This is a genomic window from Streptomyces sp. NBC_01341 (assembly GCF_035946055.1).
Lineage (GTDB): Bacteria > Actinomycetota > Actinomycetes > Streptomycetales > Streptomycetaceae > Streptomyces.
Genome location: NZ_CP108364.1, coordinates 1,182,763 through 1,198,872, shown reverse-complemented (window position 1 = coordinate 1,198,872; position 16,110 = coordinate 1,182,763). Strand labels below are relative to the sequence as shown.

General features: G+C 70.3%; 14 protein-coding genes. 3 read left to right on the top strand and 11 right to left on the bottom strand.

The features are described from left to right. Positions 1-176 precede the first annotated feature (176 nt). The 6 genes from OG206_RS05335 to OG206_RS05310 all read right to left on the bottom strand — a co-directional run bounded on the left by OG206_RS05335 (position 177) and on the right by OG206_RS05310 (position 7,470). Positions 177-1,382: an acyl-CoA dehydrogenase family protein gene (locus OG206_RS05335; protein ID WP_327112733.1), complete on the bottom strand. Its 1,206-nt coding sequence runs from the start codon at positions 1,380-1,382 to the stop codon at positions 177-179. Between the two features lie 2 nt (positions 1,383-1,384). Further along, entirely contained in the window at positions 1,385-1,912 is a 528-nt protein-coding gene (locus OG206_RS05330; RefSeq protein WP_327112731.1) for a MaoC family dehydratase, read from the bottom strand. Between the two features lies 1 nt (position 1,913). Next, entirely contained in the window at positions 1,914-2,924 is a 1,011-nt protein-coding gene (locus OG206_RS05325; protein WP_327112729.1) for an HpcH/HpaI aldolase/citrate lyase family protein, read from the bottom strand. Beyond that, positions 2,921-4,933, bottom strand: coding sequence for a protein meaA (locus tag OG206_RS05320; protein ID WP_327112727.1), 2,013 nt, complete (start codon positions 4,931-4,933; stop codon positions 2,921-2,923). The genes OG206_RS05325 and OG206_RS05320 overlap by 4 nt, the downstream gene beginning before the upstream one ends. Positions 4,934-4,941: 8 nt before the next feature. Continuing rightward, on the bottom strand, positions 4,942-6,315 hold the full coding sequence (gene ccrA, locus OG206_RS05315; protein ID WP_327112725.1) for a crotonyl-CoA carboxylase/reductase: 1,374 nt from the start codon (positions 6,313-6,315) through the stop codon (positions 4,942-4,944). Positions 6,316-6,678: 363 nt separating this feature from the next. Next, positions 6,679-7,470: a GNAT family N-acetyltransferase gene (locus OG206_RS05310; RefSeq protein ID WP_327112723.1), complete on the bottom strand. Its 792-nt coding sequence runs from the start codon at positions 7,468-7,470 to the stop codon at positions 6,679-6,681. A gap of 125 nt (positions 7,471-7,595) precedes the next feature. Here OG206_RS05310 and OG206_RS05305 point away from each other — a divergent pair, with 125 nt between their 5' ends. Further along, positions 7,596-8,357, top strand: a complete 762-nt coding sequence (locus OG206_RS05305) for a restriction endonuclease (protein WP_327112721.1) — start codon at positions 7,596-7,598, stop codon at positions 8,355-8,357. Between the two features lie 21 nt (positions 8,358-8,378). Here OG206_RS05305 and OG206_RS05300 read toward each other — a convergent pair whose 3' ends face one another. Next, the gene (locus OG206_RS05300; RefSeq protein WP_327112719.1) at positions 8,379-9,206 is read right to left on the bottom strand and encodes a TetR family transcriptional regulator; all 828 of its coding nucleotides are present in this window, start codon (positions 9,204-9,206) and stop codon (positions 8,379-8,381) included. 91 nt (positions 9,207-9,297) lie between these two features. Beyond that, on the bottom strand, positions 9,298-11,079 hold the full coding sequence (locus OG206_RS05295; protein WP_327112717.1) for a 3-hydroxyacyl-CoA dehydrogenase family protein: 1,782 nt from the start codon (positions 11,077-11,079) through the stop codon (positions 9,298-9,300). 348 nt (positions 11,080-11,427) lie between these two features. Here OG206_RS05295 and OG206_RS05290 point away from each other — a divergent pair, with 348 nt between their 5' ends. Next, positions 11,428-12,000, top strand: a complete 573-nt coding sequence (locus tag OG206_RS05290) for an adenylosuccinate lyase (protein ID WP_327112714.1) — start codon at positions 11,428-11,430, stop codon at positions 11,998-12,000. On the opposite strand, the gene OG206_RS05285 is transcribed toward OG206_RS05290, so the two are convergent. From OG206_RS05285 to OG206_RS05275, 3 genes are all read right to left on the bottom strand, one after another. Continuing rightward, positions 11,978-12,490 (bottom strand): GNAT family N-acetyltransferase, encoded by a 513-nt coding sequence (locus OG206_RS05285; protein ID WP_327122189.1) that lies wholly within the window; start codon positions 12,488-12,490, stop codon positions 11,978-11,980. The genes OG206_RS05290 and OG206_RS05285 overlap by 23 nt on opposite strands. A 97-nt stretch (positions 12,491-12,587) precedes the next feature. Continuing rightward, positions 12,588-14,180 carry an alpha/beta hydrolase gene (locus tag OG206_RS05280; RefSeq protein WP_327112712.1) on the bottom strand — a complete coding sequence of 531 codons (1,593 nt, stop codon included), beginning with the start codon at positions 14,178-14,180 and terminating at the stop codon, positions 12,588-12,590. Between the two features lie 127 nt (positions 14,181-14,307). Beyond that, on the bottom strand, positions 14,308-15,351 hold the full coding sequence (locus tag OG206_RS05275) for an Rv2578c family radical SAM protein (protein ID WP_327112710.1): 1,044 nt from the start codon (positions 15,349-15,351) through the stop codon (positions 14,308-14,310). Between the two features lie 172 nt (positions 15,352-15,523). On the opposite strand from OG206_RS05275, the gene OG206_RS05270 reads away from it, so the two are divergent. After that, positions 15,524-15,910: a VOC family protein gene (locus OG206_RS05270; protein WP_327112708.1), complete on the top strand. Its 387-nt coding sequence runs from the start codon at positions 15,524-15,526 to the stop codon at positions 15,908-15,910. Positions 15,911-16,110: the final 200 nt, after the last annotated feature.

Below are 16,110 nucleotides of genomic sequence, written 5' to 3'. Positions count from 1 at the left end.
ACCTTCGTAGCGGATGATGCCGCGCTGGCAACGGGGGGACGGCGGCTTTCCGGCGATGCTATCGGGTGCGAGCGGCAACTGGGCAAGCCAGCAGCCGAGTCGGACAGCTGAAAGGCTCCGCACGAGGTTGACCGGGTGTGATGTTCTTCGCCACCAAATCGTCTCGAAGGGGACAATCAGCCCTGGAGTCGGTACTCCTCGAGCAGTCGGCGGCCGATGATCATTTTCTGGATCTCAGCGGTACCTTCACCGATCAGCAGCATCGGGGCCTCACGGTAGAGGCGCTCGATCTCGTACTCCTTGGAGAAGCCGTAGCCGCCGTGGATACGGAAGGCGTCCTCGACGACTTCCTTGCAGTACTCGGAGGCGAGGTACTTCGCCATCCCTGCCTCCAGGTCGTTCCGCTCCCCGGAGTCCTTTTTGCGTGCTGCGTTGACCATCATCGCATGGGCCGCTTCGACCTTGGTGGCCATTTCGGCCAGTTTGAACTGGATCGCCTGGTGCTGGGCGATCGGTTTTCCGAAGGTCTGGCGCTGCTGGGCGTACGAAACACCCAATTCGAATGCACGTTGCGCGACACCGCAGCCACGTGCGGCGACATTCACCCGTCCTACCTCGACACCGTCCATCATTTGGTAAAAACCTCGACCGGTGGTGCCCCCCAGCACGCGATTGGCCGGAATGCGCAGTCCGTCCATGATGAGCTCGGTCGTGTCGACACCCTTGTAGCCCATCTTGTCGATCTTCCCCGGGATTGTGAGTCCGGGGCGGACCTCGCCGAAACCCGGCTCCTTCTCGACCAGGAAAGTCGTCATCGACTTGTGCGGAGCCGTCCCCTCGGGGTGTCCTTCGTCACTCCGGCACAGGACGGCGACCAGCGTGGACGTGCCGCCGTTCGTCAGCCACATCTTCTGGCCGTCGAGGACGTACTCCTCGCCGTCACGGACGCCCTTCGACGAGATCGCCGACACGTCGGAACCCAGCGCCGGCTCGGACATCGAGAACGCGCCCCGCACCTCGCCCAGCGCCATGCGCGGGAGGAACGTGTCCTTCTGCTCCTGCGTGCCGTGCTGCTTGAGCATGTACGCCACGATGAAGTGCGTGTTGATGATGCCCGACACGCTCATCCAGCCGCGGGCGATCTCCTCGACGCACAGCGCGTAGGTGAGGAGCGACTCGCCCAGGCCGCCGTACTCCTCGGGAATCATCAGCCCGAACAGGCCGAGTTCCTTGAGCCCTTCGACGATTTCCGTCGGGTACTCGTCGCGGTGCTCCAGCTGGGTCGCGACAGGAATGATCTCCTTGTCCACGAAATCACGGACCGTGGAGAGGATTTCCTGCTGGACATCCGTCAGGCCGGCGGTCTGCGCGAGTCGGCTCATGGCTACTTCTCCACGTTCTTCTGCGGCGGCTGGATCGGCTCCGGGCGGCCCGGCTGCTCGCCACCCCGCTCCTTGATGTACGTCTCGGTGGGAACCATCACCTTGCGGCGGAACACGCAGACCAGGGTGCCGTCCTGCTTGTACCCCTTCGTCTCGACATGGACGACGCCCCGGTCGCTCCTGGACCTCGACGGGGTCTTGTCGAGCACGGTCGTCTCGCCGTAGATCGTGTCGCCGTGGAAGGTGGGCGCGACGTGCTTCAGCGATTCCACCTCCAGATTGGCGATCGCCTTGCCGGAGACGTCCGGTACCGACATGCCGAGCAGCAGCGAGTAGATGTAGTTGCCCACCACGACGTTCTTGCCGAAGTCGGTCGTCTTCTCCGCGTAATTGCTGTCCATGTGCAGAGGGTGGTGATTCATGGTCAGCAGGCAGAAGAGGTGGTCGTCGTATTCGGTGACCGTTTTCCCGGGCCAGTGCTTGTAGAGGGCACCGACCTCGAACTCCTCAAAGGTGCGGCCGAACTGCATATCAGGCCTCCGGGGCTTCGAACTTGGAGGTGCGCTGCATGCCGGCCGCGCGGCCCTTGCCCGCGATGACCAGAGCCATCTTGCGGCTGGCCTCGTCGATCATCTCGTCGCCGAGCATCGCGGAGCCCTTCTTGCCGCCCTCCTCGGACGTGCACCAGTCGTAGGCGTCCAGGATGAGCTCGGCGTGGTCGTAGTCCTCCTGCGAGGGCGAGAACACCTCGTTCGCCGCGTCCACCTGACCGGGGTGCAGCACCCACTTGCCGTCGAAGCCCAGCGCCGCGGCACGGCCGGCGACCTCCCGGTAGGCGTCCACGTCGCGGATCTGGAGGAACGGACCGTCGATCGCCTGGAGGTCGTGCGTACGGGCTGCCATGAGGATGCGCATCAGGATGTAGTGGTACGCGTCCGCCGGGTAGCCGGGCGGCTGCTGGCCGACGACCAGCGTCTTCATGTTGATCGAGGCCATGAAGTCGGCCGGGCCGAAGATCAGGGTCTCCAGACGCGGCGAGGCGGCGGCGATGTCGTCGATGTTCACCAGGCCCTTGGCGTTCTCGATCTGCGCCTCGATGCCGATCCTCCCGACCTCGAAGCCCATCGTCTTCTCGATCTGGGTCAGCAGCAGGTCCAGCGCGACGACCTGCTGCGCGTCCTGGACCTTCGGCAGCATGATGCAGTCGAGGTTCGGGCCCGCGCCCTCGACGACCGTGATGACGTCCCGGTAGGTCCAGTGGGTCGTCCAGTCGTTCACCCGGACGACCCGGGTCTTGCCGGTCCAGTCACCGTCGTTGAGCGCGTCGACGATGTGGTGCCGTGCGCCCTCCTTCGCGAGCGGCGCGCACGCGTCCTCCAGGTCCAGGAACACCTGGTCGGCCGGGAGGCCCTGGGCCTTCTCCAGGAACCGCGGGTTGGAGCCGGGCACCGCCAGACACGAGCGGCGCGGCCGGAGCCGGTTCACGGGGGCCGAGTGGCCCGGGACCGGGGTGGTGGCGGGCGACGGGCTGGGCGTGGTCATGCGGGGACCTCCAGAGGGTCGAGCTTGTTCGCTTTCCGGATCTCGTCGACGATACGGCCGATGATCTCGGTGATGCCGAAGTCCTTCGGGGTGAAGACGGCGGCGACGCCGGCCTCGATGAGAGCCCGTGCGTCGGCCTGGGGGATGATGCCGCCGGCGATCACCGGAATGTCGGTGGCGCCCGCCTCGCGCAGCCGGTTCAGCACGTCCGGCACGAGCTCGGCGTGCGAGCCGGACAGGATGGACAGCCCCACGCAGTGCACGTCCTCGGCCAGCGCGGCGTCCGTGATCTGTTCGGGCGTCAGCCTGATGCCCTGGTAGACCACCTCGAAGCCGGCGTCCCTGGCTCGCACGGCGATCTGCTCGGCGCCGTTGGAGTGCCCGTCGAGTCCCGGCTTGCCGACCAGCAGGCGCAGCCTGCCCACCCCGAGGTCGTCGGCGGTGCGGGAGACCTTCTCGCGCACCAGGGCGAGCGGTGTGCCGGGCTCCGCGGTCACCGCGACCGGTGCGGACGAGACGCCCGTGGGCGCCCGGAACTCGCCGAACACGTCGCGCAGGGCCCAGGCCCATTCGCCCGTGGTGACGCCCGCCCGGGCGCACTCGACGGTCGCCTCCATCATGTTCCCGGTGCCCGCCGCGGTCTTCTTCAGGGCGGTCAGCGACTCGGTGGCGCGGGCCTCGTCGCGGTTGTCGCGCCACTCGTGCAGCGCGGCCACGACCCTGGCCTCGTTCTCGGGGTCCACCGTCATGATGGCGGCGTCGAGATCGGCGGTCAGGGGGTTGGGCTCGGTCGTCTCGTAGACGTTGACACCGACGATCTTCTCGTCGCCGGCCTCAATCCGGGCACGCCGGGCGGCGTGCGACGAGACCAGCTCCGACTTGAGGTACCCGGACTCGACGGCGGCCATCGCGCCGCCCATCTGCTGGATCCGGTCCATCTCGGCCAGCGACTCGGTGACCAGCTCGTCCACCTTGGCCTCGATGACGTGCGAACCGGCGAAGATGTCCTCGTACTCCAGCAGGTCGCTCTCGTGCGCGAGGACCTGCTGGATGCGCAGCGACCACTGCTGGTCCCACGGGCGCGGCAGTCCCAGGGCCTCGTTCCAGGCCGGCAGTTGCACGGCGCGGGCGCGGGCGTCCTTGGAGAGGGTGACGGCCAGCATCTCCAGCACGATGCGCTGGACGTTGTTCTCCGGCTGCGCCTCGGTCAGCCCCAGGGAGTTGACCTGCACCCCGTAGCGGAAGCGGCGCTGCTTGGCGTTCGCGATGCCGTAGCGTTCGCGCGTCACCCGGTCCCAGATGCGGCCGAACGCCCGCATCTTGCACATCTCCTCGATGAACCGGACGCCCGCGTTCACGAAGAAGGAGATGCGGGCGACGACGTCACCGAACCTCTCCTCGGGCACCTGGCCGGAGTCGCGCACCGCGTCGAGGACCGCGATGGCCGTCGACATGGCGTAGGCGATCTCCTGGACCGGCGTGGCTCCCGCCTCCTGCAGGTGGTAGCTGCAGATGTTGATGGGGTTCCACTTCGGGATGCGGTTGACCGTGTACGTGATCATGTCCGTCGTCAGCCGCAGCGACGGCCCCGGGGGGAAGACGTGCGTGCCCCGGGACAGGTACTCCTTGACGATGTCGTTCTGGGTCGTGCCCTGGAGCCTGTCCGGATCGGCGCCCTGTTCCTCGGCGACCACCTGGTAGAGCGCCAGCAGCCACATGGCGGTGGCGTTGATCGTCATCGAGGTGTTCATCTGCTCTAGGGGGATGTCCTGGAACAGCCGCCTCATGTCACCGAGGTGCGAGACGGGCACGCCGACCCGGCCCACCTCGCCGCGGGCGAGGACGTGGTCCGGGTCGTAGCCGGTCTGCGTGGGCAGATCGAAGGCGACCGAGAGACCCGTCTGGCCCTTGGCGAGGTTGCGCCGGTAGAGCTCGTTGGACGCTTCGGCGGTCGAGTGACCGGCATAGGTCCGCATGAGCCACGGACGGTCCTTCTGACGTTCGGTCATGGTGGACCTCAGACGTTACGGCTGGATGGAATGGCCCGCTCCGCTGACGCGTCACGGAACAGGTTGATGGCGTCGGCGTGCTGCTCGCGCAGCTCGGTGTCACGGACGCCGAGGCCCTCCCGGGGAGCGAGCGCGAGGACGCCCACCTTGCCCTGGTGGAGGTTGCGGTGCACGTCGTACGCGGCCTGGCCGGTGTCCTCGAGGGAGTAGACCTTGGAGAGCGTCGGGTGGATCTTGCCCTTGGCGATCAGGCGGTTGGCCTCCCACGCCTCACGGTAGTTGGCGAAGTGCGAGCCGATGATCCGCTTCAGCGACATCCACAGGTAGCGGTTGTCGTACTCGTGGTTGTAGCCGGAGGTCGAGGCGCAGGTGACGATCGTGCCGCCCTTGCGGGTGACGTAGACGCTCGCGCCGAAGGTCTCGCGGCCCGGGTGCTCGAAGACGATGTCCACGTCCTCGCCGCCGGTGAGTTCGCGGATGCGCTTGCCGAAGCGCTTCCACTCGCGCGGGTCCTGGTTGTGCTCGTCCTTCCAGAACTTGAAGCCCTCGGCGTTGCGGTCGATGATCGCGGTCGCGCCCATCTTCCGGCAGATCTCCGCCTTCTGGTCGCTGGAGACGACGCAGATCGGGTTGGCCCCGCCGGCCAGTGCGAACTGCGTGGCGTAGGAGCCGAGTCCGCCGCTGGCGCCCCAGATCAGCACGTTGTCGCCCTGCTTCATGCCGGCGCCGTTGCGCGAGACGAGCTGGCGGTACGCGGTGGAGTTGACCAGGCCCGGGGAGGCGGCCTCCTCCCAGCTGAGGTGCTTCGGCTTCGGCATCAGCTGGTTGGACTTGACGAGCGCGATCTCGGCGAGGCCGCCGAAATTGGTCTCGAAGCCCCAGATGCGCTGCTCGGGGTCGAGCATCGTGTCGTTGTGGCCGTCGGAGGACTCCAGCTCGACCGAGAGGCAGTGCGCGACGACCTCGTCGCCCGGGTTCCAGGCGTTGACGCCCGGGCCGGTGCGCAGGACGACCCCCGCCAGGTCGGACCCGATGACGTGGTACGGCAGGTCGTGGCGCTTGCTGAGGTCGCTGAGCTTGCCGTAGCGCTCCAGGAAGCCGAAGGTCGAGACCGGCTCGAAGATCGAGGTCCAGACGGAGTTGTAGTTCACCGAGCTGGCCATGACGGCGACCAGGGCCTCGCCCGGGCCGAGCTCGGGCACCGGCACGTCCTCCACGTGGAGGGACTTGCGCGGATCCTTGTCGCGACTGGCGACCCCGGCGAACATCTCCGCCTCGTCCTTGTGCACGGTCACCGCGCGGTACGACTCGGGGATGGACAGGGCGGCGAAGTCCGCGGCCGTGCTGTCCTGCGATTGGATCGCGTCCAGGATTTCCTTCACGGTGATGCCTCCGGCAGATCGGGTCTCCGGCGTCGAGGGAACGCCGGAGGGACCCCTATGGACAGGGGAGCGGTGCGGTGTGGAGGTGTGCCGTCGGTTCGGCGGGTGGTGCGGGGCCTGCTCGGTGGAGCAGAAGGGTTTGCCTGTGACGCAGGCGCCCGGGCGCGCGGACACGTGGTCTGCGGGGACAGCCGGCGTACGAGAGATCTCTGCACGCCGGCCGCCCGGACTCCTTCAACGTATGGCACTCCGTGACAGGTGGCAAGGCACCCAGTGCCAACATTTTCTCTCAGTTGTCATCTCGTAGGCACGCATGAGCAACATCATGGCCGGTATGCCTGGTTGATCCCGTGGGCGACGGCTCTACGGCGTGGTGCGGTACACGTACGGCGTCGTCGTGCCGAGGGCGGTGAAGCCGAGCCGCCGGAGGATCGGGGCCGACCGGTCGGTCGCGTCGACCTGCAGGAAGCGGTACCCGAGGCCGGCTGCGATCCGGGCCCGGTGGGCGACCAGGGCGCGGTACACACCCCGGCCGCGCCAGGGAGCCGCTGTACCCCCTCCCCAGAGTCCGGCGAAGCCGGTGCCCGGGTACATCTCCATCCGCGCGGAACTCACCGGCTCGTCACCGGCCGTCACCACCACCGCGACGAACGTGTCCGGAGCCTCCGTGAGCCGGGCCAGGGTCCGGTGCCGCAGCCGCGAACCGTCCGTGCCGAACGCCAGCTCATGGGCCCGGACCATCAGCTCCACCCCGGCCGCGTCCGTCACCGTCCGCAGCGTCAGGCCCTCGGGGAGCTCCGCGGGCGCGGCCAGCTCCGCCGCCGGCGCGACCACCAGGGACTCCGGCGGCTCCGCCACGAATCCGGCGGCCGACAGGAGCGCGCCGAGGCCGGGCGGGCCGTCGTGCGCGTACAGCTTCCACTCGAACTCGGGGATTCCCAGGGCGGTGTAGTGCTCCACCTGCGCCGCGATCTCCGCCTCCGCGCGGCCGGCGGAGAGGCCAGGGGCCGTCCACACCACGCCGTTCCAGTCATCGGCGCCGCCGGTCTGCCGCACGACGTCACCCGCTCGCTCGACCCGTGTGCCGGGACCGTCGGGCCGGGCGTGTTCGCGCATCTCGCGGTCGAACACGGCCAGCATCTCATCGGATTCCATGGGCGCATCCGAGCACGTCCGCACCCGCCAGACCACCGGTTTTCCCCTTCGGCGGCGTCAACCCGCGGGTTCGGGGCAGGTGGAAGTGATCTTGATCGGGCACGGCGGACAGGGGTGGGTACACGATGGCGATACGGGTGCGGAGACACGTCGGTGAAGGGCGCGGCCACGCGTTCGACCTCCGGCGGACAGCGTTCGGGTTCACGCTCCTCGCCGTCCTCGTCTGCGGCGCTGGACTGACGGTGCGGGCGGTCCTGCGCAGCGCCGAACGGCACCCGGCCGTCGCCGTCGTCTCCGCCGCCCTGCTGGTGGCCGGGACCGTGGCGCTCCTGCGCGGACGTCGCAGCCGGAGAACGGCCGCCGACGCGGCGGCGGCGGCGCTGGAGTCCGCGTACGAGGTCGTGGACGCCACTCTGGAGGAGCTGGCCGCCGCCGAGCCCGTCGCGGTCACCGAGGTGCTGCGGCGCCCCGTACCGGTCGACTACGCGGCCATGGACCCGTACGAGTTCGAGGAGGCCGTGGCCGGGCTCTGCCGGCGCGACGGCTGCCCGGACGCCGAGGTCGTCGGAGGCGCCGGTGACCTCGGCGCGGACGTGGTCGCCACCATGCCGGACGGCCGCCGCCTGGTCGTCCAGTGCAAGCGGTACACGGCCGACAACAAAGTGGGTTCGCAGGACCTCCAGCGCTTCGGGGGCACCTGCTACGCGGTGCACGGGGCGGAGGCCGCCGTGGTCGTCACCACCGGCGAGTTCACCGAGCCCGCTCTGGAGTACGCCGAGCAGTGCGGGATCCTCTGCGTCGATCTCGACGGGCTCACCGCGTGGAGCGAGGGCAGCGCGCCGCCGCCCTGGCACGCCACAGCCGCAGCGGAGTCCGCCGGGGGGTGAGGCGCCTCCGCGAGCAGCCGCTCAGTGCTCCTTCAGTGCCTTCTGGATCGTGCGCATGACCTCGTCGAGCGGTGCGTCGACGCGGGCCACGGCCACCAGAACCCCGCCCTCCGCCGACACGGAGGCCACGGGGGCCGCGCCTGAGTTCTTCCCGGGGTCGCCGCCCACGGTGCGACCCGCTCCGATCCCGGTGCCGAAGGTCTCGCGCACGATCGCGAACGCGTGGTCGAGCTGGGCTTCCACGTCACCCTGGCCGCCTGCCCGCAGCCAGCGCCGCAGCACATGGTTGTGCGCGGTCACCACCGCGGAGGCGGCCACCTCGGCGAGCAGGGGGTCGTCGTTGCCGACGTGGTGGTCGCGCTCATCGAAATGGCCCAGAAGATACCGGGTGAACAGCCGCTCGTAACGGGCCACCGAGGCGATCTCGGCCTCCCGGAGCGTGGGTACTTCGCGGGTCAGCTTGTAGCGCGCCACGGATACCGCCGGCTTCGCCGCGTACATCCTCATGACCTCCTTGATGCCGCGGCACACGGTGTCGAGCGGGTGCTCGTGCGCCGGTGCGGCGTTCAGGACGGCCTCGGCCCTGACGAGGGTGTCGTCGTGGTCCGGGAAGATGGCCTCTTCCTTGGAGCGGAAGTGGCGGAAGAACGTACGCCTGGCCACCCCGGCTGCCCCCGCGATCTCGTCGACCGTCGTCGCCTCGTACCCCTTCGTGGAGAAGAGCTCCATGGCCGCGGCAGCCAGTTCGCGGCGCATCTTCAGCCGCTGGGCGGCGGCCCGGGTGCCGGCGGCGCTCTCCGGGGCGTCCGTCGCGGCGGAGGAACGGGGGGACTTGGCGGGTTGGGACATGGTGTGAACGTAACCCATCGTCGCGGGGGAGTGCGCCCGCGGGGGCGGGTCGCCCGAGGGCCCGAGCAACCCGCCCCACCTGGCCCCCGGCTCAGCGCCGGGCATATTCGCGGAAGCCGCGCCCCGTCTTGCGGCCGAGGCAGCCCGCGGCCACCAGGTGCTCCAGCAGCGGCGCCGGAGCGAGCCCCGGGTCGCGGAACTCGCTGTGCAGGACCTTCTCGATCGCGAGCGAGACGTCCAGACCGACCACGTCGAGCAGTTCGAACGGGCCCATGGGGTAACCGCCGCCCAGCTTCATGGCCGCGTCGATGTCGTCGAGCGTCGCGTAGTGCTCCTCGACCATCTTGATCGCGTTGTTCAGGTAGGGGAACAGCAGCGCGTTCACGATGAAACCGGCCCGGTCGCCGCAGTTCACCGGGTGCTTGCGCACCTTCACGCAGACCTCGCGGACCGTGGCGTGCACGTCGTCGGCGGTCAGCACCGTGCGGACCACCTCGACCAGCTTCATCGCGGGCGCGGGGTTGAAGAAGTGCATCCCGACGACGTCCTCGGGCCGCGAGGTCACCCTGGCGACCGCCACGACCGGCAGGGACGACGTGGTCGTCGCCAGCACCGCACCCGGCTTGCAGACCTTGTCCAGGGTCTGGAAGAGCTGACGCTTGATGTCCAGGTCCTCGGCGACCGCCTCGACCGCGAGGTCGACGTCGGCGAAGGAGTCCAGCGAGCCCGACGCGGTCACCCGGGCGAGGGTCTCGTCCCTGGCCTCCTCGGTCAGGCGGCCCTTGGCCACCGAACGTCCCAGGGACTTGGCGATCCGCGCCTTGGCCGTGTCCGCCTTCTCCTGGCTCCGTGCGGCGAGGACCACGGAGTAGCCCGCCTTCGCGAAGACCTCCGCGATGCCCGAGGCCATCGTGCCCGAACCCGCCACGCCCACGGACGCGACCGCGCGACCGGCGACCGCGCCGGTGCTCTCCGCCGGCGTCAGGGCGTCCGCCACCACGGTCTGGCCCCCGGGCGCGTCGTACGTGTAGAAGCCGCGTCCCGCCTTGCGTCCGGTCAGGCCCGCCTCGGTCAGCTGGCCCAGCACCGGTGCCGGCGCGTGCAGCCGGTCGTGCGACGCCGCGTACATGGCCTCCAGGACCGTGCGGGCGGTGTCGATGCCGATGAGGTCGAGCAGCGCCAGGGGGCCCATGGGCAGTCCGCAGCCCAGCTTCATGGCCGCGTCGATGTCCTCACGGGAGGCGTAGTTCGCCTCGTACATCGCGGCGGCCTGGTTCAGATAACCGAAGAGCAGGCCGTCCGCGACGAATCCCGGACGGTCGCCGACCGCGACCGGCTCCTTGCCCAGTTCACGCGCGAGCCGGGTGACGCTCTCCACGGCGGGCGGGGCGGTCAGCACGGAGGAGACCACCTCGACGAGCTTCATCGCCGGCGCGGGGTTGAAGAAGTGCAGGCCGAGGACGCGTTCGGGGTGCTGCGACTCGGCGGCCAGCCGGGTCACGGACAGGGCGTTCGTGCCCGTCGCCAGAATCGCGGCGGGGGAGACCACCGCGTCCAGCTCGCGGAAGACCTGCTGCTTGATCTCGTACGTCTCCGGCACGACCTCGATCACCAGCTCCGCGTCCGCGGCGGCCTGCAGATCGGAGAACGTGCGGAAGCGGGCCAGGATGTCGCGCCGCTCCTGCTCGGTGATCCGCTCACGGCTCACGGCGCGCGCGGTGGAGGCTTCCAGAGAGGCGACCGCCTGACGTGCGGCGGCTTCGCTGACGTCGATGCCGATGACCTCGCGGCCCGCCCGGGCCAGGACCTCGGCGATGCCGGTTCCCATGGTGCCGAGGCCGACGACGGCAATGGTGCTGAGGGGGATGTCCATCACGGGACTCCAGGGTGAGTGACGACTGTGAGGAGCACGGCGGGGCGCGTGGTCCGGATCGACCGGCGCTCGGTGTGCGGAAATCGCGTGTCGTGGTGCACGGGTCCCGGGCGCTCGCGCACACCGGGGGGAAAGGTGACGGGCTCTGTCCCGGAGCCACGTCTCACGAACTGCCGAACCGACAAGCACTCCAGGTGGCTGCGTCACCAGGCCACCGGAGCCGGCGGGTGTGTGTGTCCCGCTCACCTGAGCTTAACCGGCGAGTAACGAGCGCGCCAGCCCTGGCCGGCTGTGCACTGGCACACAGTTCGCCGGACACGTTGCGTGTGCACGGTTAAACTCAGCGTCATGGATGAGGAGTTCCGCTCGCTGACGGACCGGATCGTGGGCGAGGCGGGCGAGTCGGAGGCCCTGCGCCTGCTGCTCGCCACCGAGGACCACGAGGAACTGGCCCAGGTCCTCGTGGAGCGTGAACACCCCTTGTGGGCCCGCGAGATCGCGGCGTTCCGCCTCGGCTGCCGAGGTGACCGCCGGGCCTTCGAGGCGCTGGTCCTCCTGCTCAACCACCGCGATCCCGAGCGCTGCGTCTCCGCCGCGCACGCGCTCCGGCTCCTCGGCGACCCCCGGACACCCAGGGCGGCGGCCGCGCTCGCCACCAACAGCATGCGGACCGCCTACGCCCTGCATCCGGTGCGGCTGTTGACCGCCCTGCGCGCGCCCGAGTCGGTACCCGCCCTCGTCAGCACCCTGCACCGGCTGCTCAATCCCGACGAACCGCACTGGCGCGTCGCGCTCGCCTGCGTCGAGGGCCTGGGGGACCTGGAGGACGGGAGAGCCCGCCCGGTCCTGGAGGCGGCGCTGCCCCACCCGCGCCTCGGCACGGCGGCGGCAGCGGCCCTCAGCCGGCTTCCGGCGGGTTGAGCGGGCGCACGTACCTGACCTCGGGCACCAGGGCGCCGCACGTCTCGACGGCTTCCTCCGCACCGTCCGGCCGGAATCCCGCCCGCTCGTAGAAGCGCCGCGCGCGCGTGTTCCCCTTCAGGACCCAGAGCGCCATCTCGCGGAAGCCGTCCGACCCGGCCCGGGCCGTCGCCCGCTCCAGGAGCGTGCGTCCGGCGCCCGTGCCGATGCGGTCCGGGTCCACGTAGAGGGCGTAGAGCTCGGCGCGCGCCGGCCTGCCGGTGCTGTCGCGGCACGGGCCGTGGCACGCCCAGCCGGTCACGGTGGCGTCCGGAGCCACGGCCACCAGGTTCACCGGCCCGCCCGCCGACGCGAGGCCGGCGCGGCGCCGCTCGGCGTCCCGGGCGACGTCCATCGCGTCGAGGTGGGCCTGCGGGACGAGACCGGCGTAGGCGTGCCGCCAGCCGCGCACCCGTATCTCCGCCACGGCGTGGCAGTCGGCGAGGGTCATGTCGCGTACGCGCACACCGGGGGCGTGCGTGGGAGTGGGCCGTGTGATCACGCGGCCCATCCTGGTGCACGCCCCCGGATCGGGGCACCGTGATTTCTCAGCCGCGGAAGCCGAGGAGGCCGTGCAGGGTGCTGCCCTTCGTGTTCGCCGCGGCCTTCGTGGACGCGACCGCCTTCGGCTCCGGCAGGGCGTCGCAGACCGCGTCCGCGCCGCTGCCGCCGCCCTTCGGGAGGGCGCCGTCGGTCAGATAGTCCGCCAGGTACGTGTCCAGGCAGTCGTTGCCGCTGAGCGTGATGCCGTGGTTGCCGCCGCCCTGTTCCACGACGAGGCGGGAGCCCTTGAGCCGGCGGCTCATCGTGACACCGCCCTCGTACGGGGTGGCCGCGTCGTCCGTCGCCTGGAAGAGGAGGGCCGGCGGGATGCTGTCGTTGGTGACCCGCAGGGGCTCCAGCGGTTCCACCGGCCAGGTGGCGCACGGGGCGTTGTACCAGGTGTTGTTCCACGACATGAACGGCGACTTGCGGTGGGCGTCCCAGGTGTCGTCGCGCCACGCGCTCCAGGTCCGGGGCCAGCCCGCGTCGCGGCACTGCACGGCCGTGTAGACGGAGTAGCCGTTGTCGCCGCTCCGGTCGACCGCGCCGAAGTCCTCGTACGCGGTGGCGAGCGCGTCCTGGTCGCCGTCGTTCACGTACGCGGCGAACGCCTCGGCCAGGCGGGGCCAGTATCCGTCGTAGTAGCCGCCGGGCATGAAGGTGTCCTCGAGTTCACCCGGGCCCACCTTGCCCGCCGCCGGGTGCTCCTTGACCTCGGCGCGCATCCAGTACCACGCGCTCTCGACCTGGGCCGGGTCGCTGCCGAGACCGTAGGTGGCGTCGTTCTTCGCGACCCACGCGGTGAAGGCCTTGTGGCGGGCGTCGAACGCGTGGTCCTGGCCCAGGTTGTCCTCGTACCAGACGCCGTCCGGATCGACGACCGAGTCCAGCACCAGGCGGCGCACGCGCTCGGGGAAGAGCTTGGCGTAGACGGCGCCGAGGTAGGTGCCGTACGAGTAGCCGAAGTAGTTGATCCGCTTGGCGCCGAGAGCGCCGCGGATGACGTCGAGGTCCTTGGCGGCGCTGACCGTGTCCATGTACGGCAGCAGGTCGCCGTGCTTCTCGCCGCAGGCGGTGGCGAAGGACGCGGCCCTGTTGCGTGCGGTCTGCTCGGCCTCGTCGGAGTCCGGCACGCTGTCGGGGCGCACCGGGGCGAAGTACTTCGGCAGGCAGTCCAGGGCGGGGGTGCTCTTCCCGACCCCGCGCGGGTCGAACCCGATCACGTCGTACTGCGCGGCGACGGCCTTCGGCAGCGAGGCCGCGACGAAGCCCGCCATGGAGAGACCGCTGCCCCCGGGACCGCCCGGGTTGACCAGGAGCGGGCCCTGCGAGGTCTTCGCGGTGTGCGGGATGCGCGAGAGGGCGAGTGTGATCCGCCTGCCCGACGGGTTGTCATGATCGAGCAGGGAGCGGACGGTCGCGCACTGCAGGGCCGGATACGCCTTCGTCCCGCAGCCCTTCCACTTGAGGGACGCGGCCGCGCGCGGGACGGCCCCGCCCGCCCCGGTGGACGGCGCCGACGCGGTGGACGGGGCCGCGGTCACCAGGCCGGCGACCGTGGCACCCACCGCGACCAGAATTCCTGCACGTTTCGTCATACGGCCTCCCGGCACAGTGCGATGCGGCTGTGGGTGGCACAGCCCCGGCCGCATGCTTCCCGGATCCGGCCGCGGAAGGACACGTGACGCCGTGAGTTGACCCGTTCGGGCAGGGAGACGGGTGAGGTCAGAGCAGGGTCAGCTGGGTGGGGCCGTCCGTGAGGGCCTCCGGCGCGTCCGGGGTGCCGGGCCGGGGGATCCGGCGGGCGCCTCCCCGGTCTGCGGGCCCGATGCCGAACTCGGCGGCCAGCTCGTGCACCCGCCGGGTGATGCCCCGCTGGTACCAGGTGGGGGCGTACGCCCCGTCGGCGTACATCCGCTCGTAGCGCGGTACCAGGTGGGGGTGGTGGCGCGCCAGCCACTGCATGAACCACTCGCGGGCCCCCGGGCGCAGATGCAGCACGAGCGGGGTCACCGACGTCGCTCCGGCGTCGGCCACGGCCCGGACCGTGGCGCGCAGCTGGTCGGGGTGGTCGCCGAGGAACGGGATGACCGGTGCCATCAGCACCCCGCAGCCGATCCCGATGTCGGCCAGGGCGCGGACGACGTCCAGGCGCCGCTCGGGGGCGGGTGTGCCCGGCTCGACCGTGCGCCACAGCTCGCGGTCGGTGAAGCCGACGGAGACGGAGACGCCGACCTCGGTGACCTGGGCGGCCTGCCGCAGCAGGTCGAGGTCGCGCAGGATCAGCGTGCCCTTGGTGAGGATCGAGAACGGGTTCGCGTGATCGCGCAGGGCCGCGATGATGCCGGGCATCAGCCGGTAGCGGCCCTCGGCCCGCTGGTAGCAGTCTACGTTCGTGCCCATCGCTATGTGCTGGCCGCGCCACCGGTGCGAGGCGAGGTGGCGGTTCAGCAGTTCGGTCGCGTTGACTTTGACGACGATCTGGGAGTCGAAGCCGAGGCCGGTGTCCAGGTCGAGGTAGCTGTGCGTCTTGCGGGCGAAGCAGTAGACGCACGCGTGGGAGCAGCCCCGGTAGGGGTTCACGGTCCATTCGAACGGCATGCGGGAGGCGCCGGGCACCTGGTTCACGATCGAACGGGCCCGGATCTCGTGGAAGGTGATGCCCTGGAATTCGGGTGTGTCGAAGGTGCGTGTGGTCACCGCGTCGGCAGCGAAGAGCGCGGCATTGCCCTGTCCCGTGGTGTTTTCTGTCAGATTGTCCCAGCGCATGGACGCCTCCTCGGTAGTACTGCGCCGAGAATAGAACATATGTTCCCTTGATCGTGCGCGGCGGAACGTGGGCAGTCGCACACCGGGCCCGCGTGCGTGGTGCGTCCCCACGCCGGGCGCCACCGTCGGCGTGGGCCCCGGCGGACCCGTCACCCGACCTGGAGGTTCCGAAATGACCAGCAGGTTCACCGAGCTGGGGATCGACTGCGCAGACCCCGGCGCGCTCGCCCGGTTCTGGTGTGCGGTCCTGGGTTACGAGGTGCGCGACACGGGTGAGGGACTCGTCACCATCGGGCCGCCGGCGGCGCCCGGAGGCGAAGAGCGCCCCGGCCCGGTGCCGCCGACGCTCACCTTCGCGCGCGTGCCCGAGGGCAAGACCGTCAAGAACAGGCTCCATCTCGACGTCAGTCCGGCCGACAGGGAGCAGGGCGAGGAGGTGGTCCGCCTGATCGGCCTGGGCGCCCGGCGCTCCGACGTGGGACAGGGTGACGAGAGCTGGGTCGTGCTCGCCGACCCGGAGGGGAACGAGTTCTGCGTCCTCGCGGCACGGCGCCCCTGAACGGCCCCCGCGCAGGCCCTCCTTGCCGCCTGTCGCCCTCCCGTGCCCCGGGTGATCGCGTCCGGGGGCCCGGCGGCGTACGAACCCGGCCCGGACGGCGCGGACTTCGCGCGTTTCCCGCCCATGCACACCCGCTCCCTCCCGGGGCCCGATTTTGAGCGGTCGTACCCGAGGTGGTTGGCTCATCAGCACCCCGAACA